This is a genomic window from Collinsella aerofaciens (assembly GCF_028209885.1).
GTDB classification, from domain to species: Bacteria; Actinomycetota; Coriobacteriia; order Coriobacteriales; family Coriobacteriaceae; genus Collinsella; species Collinsella aerofaciens_BA.
Genome location: NZ_JAQLEM010000019.1, coordinates 1 through 11,672, shown reverse-complemented (window position 1 = coordinate 11,672; position 11,672 = coordinate 1). Strand labels below are relative to the sequence as shown.

The window sequence follows — 11,672 nt, the reverse complement described above, 5'->3', positions numbered from 1 at the left end:
CCGGCAGAAAAGGAACGTCCCTAACTGCCAGATAAAAAACGAGCGAGGATTTTGAGGTCCTCGCTCGTTTTTGTTTTAGGTGATGTTTCGACCGTGCGGCTACTTGTCGGCAGCGGTCTTTTTGGTAGTCGACTTCTTGGCCGTCGTCTTTTTGGCGGTCGTCTTCTTGGCAGCAGTCTTCTTTGCCGCCGTCGTCTTCTTGGCCGTGCTCGCCTTGGTCGTGGTCTTGCGACCGCGGGCGGGCTTCTTCTCCTTGGTCGGGCAGTCCATGTTCACGCAGATGCGCCACGGGCCGCGCGCCGTGTTGACCACCACGATGGGGGCGCCGCACTCGGGGCAGGTCTCACCCGTCGCCTCGAGCTTACCGCGCGCCGGCAGAGGATAGCTCACGCCGCAGTCATCGTAGTTGGTGCAGCGGATAAAGCGCTTGCCGCTCTTCTCGCTCTTGTGCGCGATCAGGTCGCCATGGCGTCCGGCCTCGGCGCACACCTTGCACTCGCCCACCTTAAGGTCAGGCTCGTAGTTGGTGGGGCACGTGGGGTTCACGCAAATCTCGAAGGCCTTCTGGCGGAACGGCTGGCACTTAATGCGCGGCGCGCCGCACTCGGGGCACACGGCCGCCTCGCCCTCGAGCGGGCTCACCTTGACGCCGCTCGGCACCGGATAGGTCACATCGCAGTCGGGCCATCCCATGCAGCCGATAAAGCTGCCGCGGGTCTTGGCGCTCGTCTTCATAACCAGGTCCTTGCCGCACTTGGGACAGGCGCCCACGCGTGCATCGGCCGTGACGGCGTCGCTGATGGCGTCGCCCAGCTCCTGCGTATGCTTGAGCAGCTCGTCGAGCACGCCAGCCAGCAGCGCGCGCGAGTGCGTCACGACATGCTCTTCGGTATCCTCGCCGCGCTCCACACGGGTCATGTCGCCATCGAGCTCGCTGGTCATATCGGGGCTCGTGATGCGCGGGGCAAACTGCGTCAGTGCGTCGATGATGGCGATGCCCAGCTGGCTCGGCTCCACGGGATCGTTTTTGAGATAGCGCACGGCGTACAGGCGCTCGATGATGCTCGCGCGCGTGGACTTGGTGCCCAGGCCGCGCTTTTCCATCTCCTGCACGAGCTTGCCCTGGCTGTAGCGCGCGGGCGGCTCGGTCTGCTTGGCCTCGAGCTTAATGTCGAACACGTCGACCGTATCGCCCTGCTCCAGCGGCGGCATCTGCTCGTCGCGCTTGAGCCCGTACGGGTACGCCTCGCGGAAACCCGGGGTCACGAGCACATCGCCCGAAGCCACGAACGGCTCACCGTTCACGTCGAGCTCGAGCTTAGTGTTTTCGATGGTCGCGGGACCCATAAGCGTCGCTAGGAAGCGGCGGGCGATGAGGTCGTAGAGCTTGCGTTGGCCGCCGTCGAGCGTGGACGGATCGCCCTCGCCCGTGGGATAGATAGGCGGGTGGTCGGTGGTCTCGACTTTGCCGCGCGTGGGCTTCATAGGGCCGGCGAGCACCTTTTTGCACACGGGCGCCAGCGCCGGGTTGATCTTTGCCAGGTCGCTCACCACGGCGCCCAGATCGAGCGTCGCGGGGTACACGGTGTTGTCGACACGCGGGTAGCTGATGAGGCCCGCCATGTAGAGGGACTCGGCGATGCGCATGGTACGCGCAGGCGAGATACCCTCGGCTGCGGCGGCAGCCTGCAGCGAGGTGGTCGCAAACGGCGTGGGCGGCTGCTGCTTGCGCGAGCGCTTGGTCACCGCGGCGACGGTTGCCGTCTTGGCACCGTCAACGTGACCGTACGCCGTCTCAGCAGCATCCTTGTCGGTAAAGCGCGCCGTCTTGTGCGCGATCTTAAAGCGATCGTCCTCGGCAGCGCCTTGCGCGGCACCCATGCCGCGAATCTGCCAATAGTCCTCGGGCACAAACGCCATGCGCTCGCGCTCGCGCTCGACCACCAGGGCGAGCGTCGGCGTCTGCACGCGGCCGGCAGAGCGCACGTTACCAAAGCCGCCGAACTTGGCGAGCGTCAGATAGCGCGTGAGCACCGCGCCCCAGATGAGGTCGATGTGCTGACGGCTCTCGCCGGCGTCGGCCAGATTCTGGTCGAGCGTGACGAGATTATCGAAGGCGTGCGTGATCTCGGCCTTGGTAAACGAAGAGTACTGGGCGCGGGCGACCGGCAAGTCCGGCGCAACCTCGCGCACCTTGTTGAGAGCATCCGAGCCAATCAGCTCGCCCTCGCGGTCGAAGTCCGTGGCGATGATGACGCTGTCAGACTTCTTGGCAAGGTTCTTGAGCGAGCGAATGAGCTCCTTCTCGGCCGGCAGCTTAATGACGGGTGCCCAGGTGAGGTAAGGCAGGCTCTCGAGCTTCCAGCCCTTGATGGAAATGCCATCGGCAAGGAACGGCTTGCGCTTGGTGTCGTAGGGCGGACGCGCCAGGCCATCGGGTATGTCGGCCGGCAGCATCTCGCCGTCCTCGGTGACCGAATACCAGCCCAGCTTTTTATTGAACAGCACGCTGTCGCAAAAATCGGGCGCAAGGATGTGACCGGCAAGACCGATCGTCACGCACTCCTCGCTCTTCCACTCAAAACGGTAGATGGCGGTGTTGTACACCTTGTCCTTTTTGGGCTTGCCCGTGGACAGCCGCTCGGCGATCTGACGCGCGGCGTCGTTTTTCTCGGCGATGATGAGCTTCAAAAGAGGCTCCTATCTCGTATCTCTGCGGCTACGCCCGCCCGTATGGCGGCCGACTTACGCCCTTGCTTGCTCAATCTGCCCGATGAGCCAATCGCACCAGGCATCCATGCCCTCGCCCTTGCGCGCGCTCACGGCAAACCGCGGCGCCTGCGGATTGAGGTCATCGAGTGTCTTAGTATACCTATCCATGTCAAAATCGAAAGCCGGGGCCACGTCGACCTTGTTGAGCAGCTGTGCGCCGGCGTGCTGGAAGATGCCCGGGTACTTGATGGGCTTGTCGTCGCCCTCGGGCACCGAAAGAATCATGATGGACAGGTTCTCGCCCAGGTCAAAGTCGACCGGGCAGACCAGGTTGCCCACGTTTTCGATAAAGATGACGTCGATGTTCTCCAGACCGACGGCCTGGTCGAACGCGTCAACGGCCTCCATGATCATGTTGCCCTCGAGGTGGCACAGGCCGCCCGTGTTGATCTGGATGGCGGGCATGCCGGCTTCCTTCATGGTAATGGCGTCGACGTCCGAGGCGATATCGCCCTCGATGACGGCGCAACGCAGGCCCGCCTTGTCGCGCAGGCGCTCGTTGGTGCCCAGAATCGTAGTGGTCTTGCCCGAACCGGGGCTCGACAGCACATTGATCACATAGGTGTTTGTCTCTTTAAATCGCTGACGCAGCTGATCTGCCAGGCGCTCATTGCGCGACAGAATCGGCGATGCGATATCAATCGTTTTCTCGGCCATACTCGGCACTCCTTACTTTGGCCCCTTTATACCCCGTCACCAGATGGCTAGCGGGCTAATCGTCGGGGGTTTCGATTTCGATACTTGCGATGTCGAGCTCGCGGCCGTGCAGTAGGCGCACGTTGGCACCACCACACTGGGGACAGCGACAGTGGAAACGATCGTGGTCGAAGACCTCACCGCAGTCCAAGCACTCGCTTTGTGGATGGACCTCCTCCACGGCAAGCTCGCAGCCGCGCGTGAGCGGGTCCTCGTCGCGGAACGTCTCCCACGCAAAGTCGAGCGCCTCGCGCACCACCTCGGTCATATCCCCGATACGCAGCGTTACCAAAACGGCGCGCGAGGCCCCCGCCCCACGCGCCGCGCGAATCACTGTATCGAGTATGCCGTTGACGATGCCAACCTCGTGCATACCGATTTACTCCTCGTCATCCTCATCGTCCGAGAACAGGTCCAGACGGCTCACGAACAGGCCCTCCTTGCCCTCGCGCGCGGTAATGACCACACGGGCGATGGCGAGCGAAATCTCGTAGAGCGAGAGCAGGGCGCCATACATGAGGCCCAGCGTAACGGGCGAGCCGTCGGGCGTAATCACAGCCGATCCCACAAGCAGGCCAACGTATACATAACGCCAGGCACTGCGGAAAGCAGCGTAGGACACGATGTGGAAGACGGACAGGTAGAAGATGATGAGCGGCAGTTCAAACGCCACACCGAAGCCGATCATAAAGAGCAGCTCCATGTTGACGTAGTTCTCCAAATCGGGCAGCGCCGTAGCGACGGCCGAGGTCTCGCCGATGAGCCACTCAAAGCCCGCAGGAATGATGATGAAGTAGCAGAAGATGGCGCCCAGGAAGAACAACACCGTCGAGGCGAGCACCGTGGGCACGACCCACTTGCGCTCGTTGGGGCGAAGCGCCGGCAGGAAAAACGCCAGAATCTGCCAGATGATCATGGGCGTGCACATGACAACGGCCATCTTAAGAGCCAGCGAGAAGCGCAAGCCAAAGCCGCCGAGCGTGGTGGTGATGTAGAACTTACCGTCCGGCACAAACGAACGGATGGGGTCTTCCAGGATATCGAGCACCACGGGTGTGGCGAAATACAGCACGATGGCGGCGGCAAACACCGACACGACCACGATGGTCAGACGGCGACGGAGCTCTCCCAGGTGATCGAAGAGCGGCATACGCGCAGGTCCGATAGGCATTACTCATCGCCTCCCTTCGGGGCGTCGGCGGCAGCGGCGTCGTCCTCGGCCTCGAGCTCGCGAGCGAGCTGGTCGACGACGGCCTTGCGCTTGCGGGGACGACGGGCGTAGAGGTCAGCCGTCGTGGGCTCTGCCGGCTCGGGCTCGGGCTCCGGCTCTGCAGCAGGCTCGGGCTCGACGACAGGCTCGGCGGCAGCGGCGGGCTCGGCACCCTCGGCCTCCTCAGCAGCACCCTCGCCCTCGGCGGCAGCCTCACTCGCGGCCTTCTCGGCAGCAAGACGGGCGCGACGCTCGGCAAAGGTCTCCTTCTTGGCGGGCGCTGCCGCCTCGGCGGCATCCTCGTCCGCATCGGAATCGTCATCGACGGCAGTCTTCTTGGGCTTGACCGGTGCCGAAGCGGCCTCACTTACCGGATCGATAATCTCGGACTGAACAACGGCCGTCATCTTTTCCTGCGTCTCGCGGAACTGACGGATGGCACGGCCGATCGTGCGGCCCATCTGTGGGAGCTTATCCGGGCCAAACAGCAAAAAGCCGAAGACCACGATGATCGCGAGCTCACCCTCTCCAATACCAAACACACATACCTCCAAGGCTCGATGTGAGTCGAGCCCGCACCGCGCCATTCGGCCGGAACTCGTCTATTCATTCGGTCAAGTATAGCGCCCGGACGCCAAAACGTCCGAGCGCATCACAAACATATGCCAAACGGCACGCCCTTTTGGGGGCAAAGATTATGCAGCGGTGATCGAAATCTCCTGGTCGACACCCAACAGCTGAACCACACGCATCACCGGGGGCTGCACATTGGTGCAGCTAAAACGCTTGCCGTGGTCGACCGCGTGGTGCGCGGCGCCCACGAGCACGCCAATGCCCGTTGAATCGATGTAGCTCACCTGGGCAAAATCGAGCTCAACGGACTCAGTGGGCTGCTCGAGCGCCAGGTCGATGGCATTGCGCAGGCTATCGGCGTTAGAGATATCGATCTCGCCGGTTACCTTAATGGTGTAGAGCTCTGGCGTGGGGTTGGTGGAAATACCCAAATCCATGTATATGCTCCTTTACGTATCGAAGGTGCGGATAGTACGGGAAGCCGCGCGTTAGGCGCGCTCGGCACGCGCGAGCTCGGCAGCGACAAGCTTAACGGCCAGCACCAGCACATCGAGCGCGGCCTCCAGGTCCTCGACCGTGGGATAGCTCGGCGCGATGCGGATGTTGGTATCGCGCGGGTCCTTGCCATAAGGCCAAGTGGCACCAGCCGGGGTGAGCTTGACGCCCAGGTCGGCACAAAGCGCGGCGACCTTTTGGGCCGAGCCCTCGGGACCATCGAAGCTTACAAAGTAGCCGCCGCGGGGATGCGTCCAGGTGGCGCAACCCGTATCGCCCAGGCCCTCGGTGAGCTTGCGCTCAACGGCCTCAAAGCGCGGGCGCAAAAACTCGGCATGCTTTTTCATGTGCTCCTTGACCGCCTCGATGGTGGGAAGGAAGCGCACGTGGCGCAGTTGGTTGAGCTTATCAGCACTGATGAGGCCGGCCTTCAGGCGCTTGGAGAACTCGGCGATGACCGCGGGGCTCGCACAGATAAAGCCGATACCGGCGCCCGGGAAGGTGATCTTGGACGTCGAGGCAAAGGCCACCACGCGGTCCTCGGTGCCCGCCGCGCGGGCAAGATCGAAGATATTGGCGAGCTCGTCGGTCTCGTCGTACAGGTCGTGCACGCAGTAGGCGTTGTCCCAGAAGATGCGGAAATCGGGCGCGGCCGTGGGCATCTCGACCAGGCGACGCACGGTGTCCTCGCTAAAGGTGATGCCCGTGGGGTTGGAATACTTTGGCACGCACCAGATGCCCTTGATGGAATCGTCGGCGGCAACGAGGCGCTCGATTTCGTCCATATCGGGGCCGTTGTCGGTCATCGCGACGGGAACGTTCTCGATGCCCAAGTCGGCGGTGATGCCAAAGTGGCGATCGTAGCCGGGAACCGGGCACAGGAACTTGACCTTCTTGCCGTCGTGCGCTGCCTCGTAAGCCTCCCAGGGCTCGCTGCCGCACGAGCCACAGCGCCAGAACATGCCGGCGATGTCGTGCTCGATCAGCAGGCTCGACGAGCCCAGCACGAGTGTCTGCTCAGCGGGGCAGCCCAGGAACTCCCCTGCCAGCTTGCGTGCCGAGGGAATGCCCTCAAAGCAGCCGTAGTTGGAACAATCGACGTTGCCGTCGTGCAGATCGGCATCGGCATTGAGGATATCGAGCATGGGTCGAGAGATGTCCACCTGGGAGGGCGACGGCTTGCCGCGGGCCATATCGAGCGCCAGGCCCTTGGCCTTGACCTCGGCGACCTCGGCTTTGAGCACCTCGATGGCGGCATCGAGTTCGGTGGTTTCCATCTTCTGGTAGATCGTCTGCATGGGTGCGACCTTTCGCGAAGCGGTACGTTGCAGTTCGTCTAAGTATAGACCGCCACCGCCGCAACGGTATGAAGCCGTGATAGATTAAGTCCATCGCAATAAATTACGAATCGCCGCGCATGCCGGCGCGGGGCGCCCAAGGAGGCACTATGGAGTACGGATCGTTCCAGGCCGAGGAATTCGGCGACCTACAGCGCCTGGTCGACGGACTGTTTTACGACCGCCACGCCATCGACCGCCTGGATCTGATCGTACAGGCCGAAATCTTGGACCTGGCGCCCGATCTCATGGAAATCGTGAACCTGCTACCGCCCGGCTATTACGACCGCCAGTCACTTTGCGACCAGCTCAACTCCGCCTTGGCCGCCCACGGCTGGGGCGCCGTCTACGGCACCGTGGAATAACCTAGTCATTGGGGCCTGTGGTCAAAAAATAGCAAATATGAGTACTGTTACTTTTTTAGTAACAGCGATTTTGAATTAAAAAGGCCAGTCTTGGCCTTTTGTGTCCGGTTTTGGAAGGATGCATCGGCATTTTTCGTCCAGCCACGCAATCGTTAATGCACAGACAGAATAGATTTGTACATTATTTTTCGCGCCTAAAATGAAACGCCGTTTGTGACAGTACTCACAAACGGCGTTTTTTGGCCACTGGGGTGTCCGGCAGGTGGCAAGTACCACTCAAAACCGCGTTTTACACGCGCTCGAGCAGGCTCTGGCGTCTGTTTCTACGCGCCTACTCGTTCTTGGGCGCGGGGTGCTTGCAGATCACACTCATGTAGATCATGCCAAGTACGGCCGCGGTGACAGAGCCGGCGAGAATAGCGGCCTTGGCGGCCAGAACCTCAAACTGGGCCGTCGGGAAGGCGAGGCCGCTGATGAGAATCGACATGGTAAAGCCGATGCCGCCCAGAATGCCCACACCGGCAATCATATGCCAGTTGACATTGCGCGGCAACTGGCAAGCCTTGAGCTTAACCAGGGCGAACGTCATGCCAAAGATGCCGATCGGCTTGCCCAGCAGCATGCCAAAGTACACGCCAAGCGTCACCGGATCGGTGAGCAGCGTGCTCATGTCAACGCCCACTAGGCGAACCTGCGCGTTCACGAACGCAAAGATCGGCAGGATCACAAAGTTGACCGGCGTGGAGATCAGACGCTCCATGCGGATAAGCGGCGGAGTCACGCGGTGCATGACGCGCTCGACCTTGGTGGTCGAGACGGTAAAGTCATGCTGGCCCAGGATGTGCGCCTCGTCGTCGTAGCGGTCATCGAGCAGCGGCAGGCACTCGCCCAACCAATCGGTGAGGCTATCAAGCTTGACGCCGCACTTGGCCGGGATGGTGAAGGCCAGGATGACGCCGGCAAGCGTAGCGTGTACGCCGCTCTTGAACATGCAGAACCACAACAGCAGGCCCAGTACCGAATACGGGGCAAGGCGGTAATGCTGCGTCTTGTTGAGCCACACGAGCGCGCAGGTCACAAGCGCGGCGGCGCCCAACCAAAACGGATTGGGGCTCTGACCGTAGAAGATGGCGATGGCGGCGATGGAAATGAGGTCGTCGGCGATGGCGAGCGTCGAGAAGAACACGCGCACGCCGTTGGGCACGCGATTGCCCAAAAGCGACAGCACGCCCAGCGCAAAGGCAATATCGGTTGCCATGGGGATGGCCCAACCGTTGCGGGCGCCGGCATGGTTAAAGATCAGGTAGATGCAGGCGGGAACGACGACGCCGCCCACGGCCGCCAGCATGGGAAGCATGGCCTGACGCGGATTCTTGAGCTCACCGACCGTCATCTCGTACTTAAGCTCAATGCCCACCAGCAAAAAGAAAATCGCCATGAGGAAGTCGTTGACGAATAGCTCAACGGTGAGACCGGCCGTAAGGTTGCCCAGACCCACATACAGCGGGGTCTCCAAAAAGTGATGGATGGCCTCGTAGGCATCGGTATTGGCGCAAATGACGGCGGCGATGGCGGCGAAGACCATGACGGCGGCGGAAATCGTGCCGTTCTCGGTGATGCGCTCCCAAATGTCGTGGCGCTCAAAACGCTTGCGCTCACGAACGTTAAACAGCTGCTCGGGTGCTGCCATGGGCGGCTCCTTTCACGGGAAAGCTCCCGTCTTAAAAAAGCACGGCCCGCCCAAGTGGCGGCGCCGCGCTCTAACGTATTACGCTTGCATCTAGCCTACCCTGCACGACAAGCACGCAGGCGTGGCCGAAAAGCGGAACCACAGGTTGAACATTATTTGCTCAACGGCACGGGCACGCCTGTCCAAGAGACGACGCGGCGCCGTGCACAAAAAACGACCGGAGCGCGGGGCGTCCGCGATCCGGTCGTGGCGTTTGGTCAACTAAACCTAGCAGGCGGCCATGATGGGGGCAGCAACCTGCTTCTTACGGGAGAGGACGCCCGGCATCCAGACGCCGTCGTGCTCGTCGGCAATGCCCAGGCCCTTCTGAGCAGCCTCGGTCTCGCCCTCGAGCAGGACCTGCGAGCCCTCCTCCATGATGTCGGTGATGCATAGGACGATGCCGTCGGCACCCTTCTCGGCGGCGTAGGCGCGCATGGCCTCGCGAATCTCGTCGATCATGCCGAGTGCGCGGGTCTTGTCGACGGTCTCGTACTGGCCGATGAGCAGCTTCTTGCCGGCAGGCTCGAACATCTTGATGTCGTTGCCGACCATCTCGGCTGCGGTGAAGGAGCCGGACGGACGGGTGAGGAAGACCTCCATGCCAAACTTGACCGGGTCGACGCCCACCTGCTCGCCGAGCTTGGCGGCGACGGCGCGGTCGACATCGGTGGTGGTGGGGCTCTTGAGCATGAGCGTGTCGGTCATCATGGCCGAGAGCAGCAGCTTGGCCTGAACGTCGGAAAGCTCAACACCGAGCACGCCGGCGAGCTTGGTGACGATGGTGCAGCTGGAGCCCCAGGGCAGGCAGATGTAGTGCAGCGGGCCGGCGGTCTCGAAGTCGCCGATGCGGTGATGATCGACAACGCCAAAGACCGTGGCGTCCTTAAGGCCGGCGACGGACTGGGCGGACTCGTTGTGGTCGGTGAGGACGACGAGCTGACCGGCCTCGACGGACTCGATCGCGCGAGGCTCGGCGATGCCGGCGTCGGCGAGCAGCTTGGCGGACTCTGCCGGAAGCTGACCAAGGGCGCAGGCCTCGTAGGTGTTGCCGGCATACTCAACCTGGTTGAGCAGCTGGGACAGGACGACGGCGCTCATGATGGCGTCGTTATCGGGGTTCTGGTGACCAAAGACAAGAACGTTTGCCATGGATATCCTCCACTTGATATGTGTACTTGGACGTAGCTATGGTAGCACGCCGATGCCGAGCCTTCGCAGACGGAAAGGCCACGGCATTTTTTGGGGCAGGCACGGGGGCCAAGGCTGTCCCTTTTGCACCGTGTTGGTGCAAAGCAACCTGACCCCCTTGCACCAGCTATTTTCCGGCGGCGCGCAGGGCTACGTAGGCGGCACCGATGATGCCGGCGTCGTTGCCGAGCGAAGCGACCTTAATGGGCGTCTCGCGCGAGGCGGAAAGCGCGTAGCGCTGGAAGTGCTCACGAACGGCGTCGAGGTAGACATCGGCCGAAGCGGACGCGCCGCCACCGATCAGGAACACCTCGGGGTCAACCACGTTGGCAATAAGCGCCAGAGCACGACCGAGATAGTCAGCCATGGTATCGGCTGCGGCAAGCGCAAGCTTATCGCCCTCGCGGCAGGCTTGGAACACGTGCTTAGAATCGGAGGGACCGGTGAGCTCGATGGGCTCGACGCCCGCCTTCTTGCACTCGGCAAGATAGTTGTTCACCACGCCGGTGGCGCTGGAATACTGCTCCAGGTGGCCATGGCCGCCGCAGCCGCAGGTGCGCTCCTCAGCCGGGTTCAGGCACATGTGGCCAATCTCGCCGCCGGCGCCCACAACGCCCGATACCACGTCGCCGTTAACGATAACGCCGCCGCCCACGCCGGTACCGATGGTGACCATCACCACGTTCTGCACGCCCTTGGCAGAGCCGAGCCAGGCCTCGCCCATGGCAGCGGCGTTGGCATCGTTCTCGTACTTAACGACCGCGTCGGGGCAGTGCTCCTGAATGGCGATCCTCAGCTCGGGCAGGTTAATGGCAATGTTGGCCTTGACCTTGGCATCGCCCGACGCCGGGATGGGGCACGGAACGGCCAGGCCAATGCCCGCCACAAAGGCGCGCGGAATCTGGGCCTTGGCGACCACTTGGTCGATGGCCTCGGTCACCGCGGCAAAGCCCGCGGCGTCAACGATGGGAGGCGTGGGCACGCTGGCCTTGGCCAGCAGGTTTCCATCCTCGTCGAACAGGCCCTCCTTAACCGAGGTGCCGCCGACGTCGATGCCGATGTAATACTGCTTGGGTTCCATTGGGGCCCACCTTTCTCGTTTAATCATTGCCTGTATGGTACCGCTCCCAAGACAAAAACCTACCAAAAAGGGACAGGTTTGTTTTGGTAGGTTTTATCTGGGAAAGCGCGAATGGTCGCTCAATAGGTCGTGCAAGACCCTCTCCAAATCAGAACCACCCTTAAAAAGGGTGGTTTGCTCTTAGGGTATAACCCACGGGCCCCGGGCTCGCGTCTAAAGGCGC

At 62.0% G+C, this 11,672-nt stretch carries 11 protein-coding genes; 1 reads left to right on the top strand and 10 read right to left on the bottom strand.

The features are described 5' to 3' along the window. Window positions 1-99: 99 nt before the first annotated feature. From PMX21_RS06170 to PMX21_RS06140, 7 genes are all read right to left on the bottom strand, one after another. Window positions 100-2,691 (bottom strand): DNA topoisomerase I, encoded by a 2,592-nt coding sequence (locus PMX21_RS06170; RefSeq protein WP_271758698.1) that lies wholly within the window; start codon window positions 2,689-2,691, stop codon window positions 100-102. 54 nt (window positions 2,692-2,745) lie between these two features. Next, the gene (hypB, locus tag PMX21_RS06165; protein WP_138374518.1) at window positions 2,746-3,429 is read right to left on the bottom strand and encodes a hydrogenase nickel incorporation protein HypB; all 684 of its coding nucleotides are present in this window, start codon (window positions 3,427-3,429) and stop codon (window positions 2,746-2,748) included. A 55-nt stretch (window positions 3,430-3,484) separates the two neighbouring features. Further along, window positions 3,485-3,841 carry a hydrogenase maturation nickel metallochaperone HypA gene (gene hypA / locus PMX21_RS06160; protein ID WP_022093859.1) on the bottom strand — a complete coding sequence of 119 codons (357 nt, stop codon included), beginning with the start codon at window positions 3,839-3,841 and terminating at the stop codon, window positions 3,485-3,487. A 6-nt stretch (window positions 3,842-3,847) separates the two neighbouring features. Continuing rightward, window positions 3,848-4,639: a twin-arginine translocase subunit TatC gene (tatC, locus tag PMX21_RS06155; protein WP_271758696.1), complete on the bottom strand. Its 792-nt coding sequence runs from the start codon at window positions 4,637-4,639 to the stop codon at window positions 3,848-3,850. Beyond that, a complete protein-coding gene (locus tag PMX21_RS06150) occupies window positions 4,639-5,220 on the bottom strand; it encodes a twin-arginine translocase TatA/TatE family subunit (protein WP_271758694.1) in 582 nt (193 codons plus the stop codon). Before PMX21_RS06150 ends, tatC begins: the two co-directional genes overlap by 1 nt. Before the next feature lie 153 nt (window positions 5,221-5,373). Then, a complete protein-coding gene (locus tag PMX21_RS06145) occupies window positions 5,374-5,688 on the bottom strand; it encodes an STAS domain-containing protein (RefSeq protein ID WP_271758692.1) in 315 nt (104 codons plus the stop codon). A gap of 51 nt (window positions 5,689-5,739) precedes the next feature. Then, complete coding sequence (locus PMX21_RS06140) at window positions 5,740-7,044, bottom strand: aspartate aminotransferase type Ic (RefSeq protein WP_271758690.1); 1,305 nt, start codon at window positions 7,042-7,044, stop codon at window positions 5,740-5,742. 149 nt (window positions 7,045-7,193) lie between these two features. Between PMX21_RS06140 and PMX21_RS06135 the strand changes: the two genes are divergently transcribed. Beyond that, window positions 7,194-7,448 (top strand): hypothetical protein, encoded by a 255-nt coding sequence (locus PMX21_RS06135; RefSeq protein WP_022093864.1) that lies wholly within the window; start codon window positions 7,194-7,196, stop codon window positions 7,446-7,448. 331 nt (window positions 7,449-7,779) lie between these two features. Here the strand turns inward: PMX21_RS06135 and nhaA are convergent, their stop codons facing one another. From nhaA to PMX21_RS06120, 3 genes are all read right to left on the bottom strand, one after another. Continuing rightward, the gene (gene nhaA, locus PMX21_RS06130; protein ID WP_271758688.1) at window positions 7,780-9,138 is read right to left on the bottom strand and encodes a Na+/H+ antiporter NhaA; all 1,359 of its coding nucleotides are present in this window, start codon (window positions 9,136-9,138) and stop codon (window positions 7,780-7,782) included. A gap of 267 nt (window positions 9,139-9,405) precedes the next feature. Beyond that, the gene (locus PMX21_RS06125; RefSeq protein ID WP_271748878.1) at window positions 9,406-10,329 is read right to left on the bottom strand and encodes a manganese-dependent inorganic pyrophosphatase; all 924 of its coding nucleotides are present in this window, start codon (window positions 10,327-10,329) and stop codon (window positions 9,406-9,408) included. A gap of 166 nt (window positions 10,330-10,495) precedes the next feature. After that, complete coding sequence (locus PMX21_RS06120; protein WP_271758686.1) at window positions 10,496-11,449, bottom strand: ROK family protein; 954 nt, start codon at window positions 11,447-11,449, stop codon at window positions 10,496-10,498. Between the last annotated feature and the right edge of the window lie 223 nt (window positions 11,450-11,672).

Excerpts from the sequence above, each read along its gene's own strand:
- hypB (WP_138374518.1), bottom strand. The coding sequence starts at position 3,429 with ATGGCCGAGAAAACGATTGATATCGCATCGCCGATTCTGTCGCGCAAT.
- hypA (WP_022093859.1), bottom strand. The coding sequence starts at position 3,841 with ATGCACGAGGTTGGCATCGTCAACGGCATACTCGATACAGTGATTCGC.
- tatC (WP_271758696.1), bottom strand. The coding sequence starts at position 4,639 with ATGCCTATCGGACCTGCGCGTATGCCGCTCTTCGATCACCTGGGAGAG.
- PMX21_RS06145 (WP_271758692.1), bottom strand. The coding sequence starts at position 5,688 with ATGGATTTGGGTATTTCCACCAACCCCACGCCAGAGCTCTACACCATT.
- PMX21_RS06140 (WP_271758690.1), bottom strand. The coding sequence starts at position 7,044 with ATGCAGACGATCTACCAGAAGATGGAAACCACCGAACTCGATGCCGCC.
- PMX21_RS06135 (WP_022093864.1), top strand. The coding sequence starts at position 7,194 with ATGGAGTACGGATCGTTCCAGGCCGAGGAATTCGGCGACCTACAGCGC.
- nhaA (WP_271758688.1), bottom strand. The coding sequence starts at position 9,138 with ATGGCAGCACCCGAGCAGCTGTTTAACGTTCGTGAGCGCAAGCGTTTT.
- PMX21_RS06125 (WP_271748878.1), bottom strand. The coding sequence starts at position 10,329 with ATGGCAAACGTTCTTGTCTTTGGTCACCAGAACCCCGATAACGACGCC.
- PMX21_RS06120 (WP_271758686.1), bottom strand. The coding sequence starts at position 11,449 with ATGGAACCCAAGCAGTATTACATCGGCATCGACGTCGGCGGCACCTCG.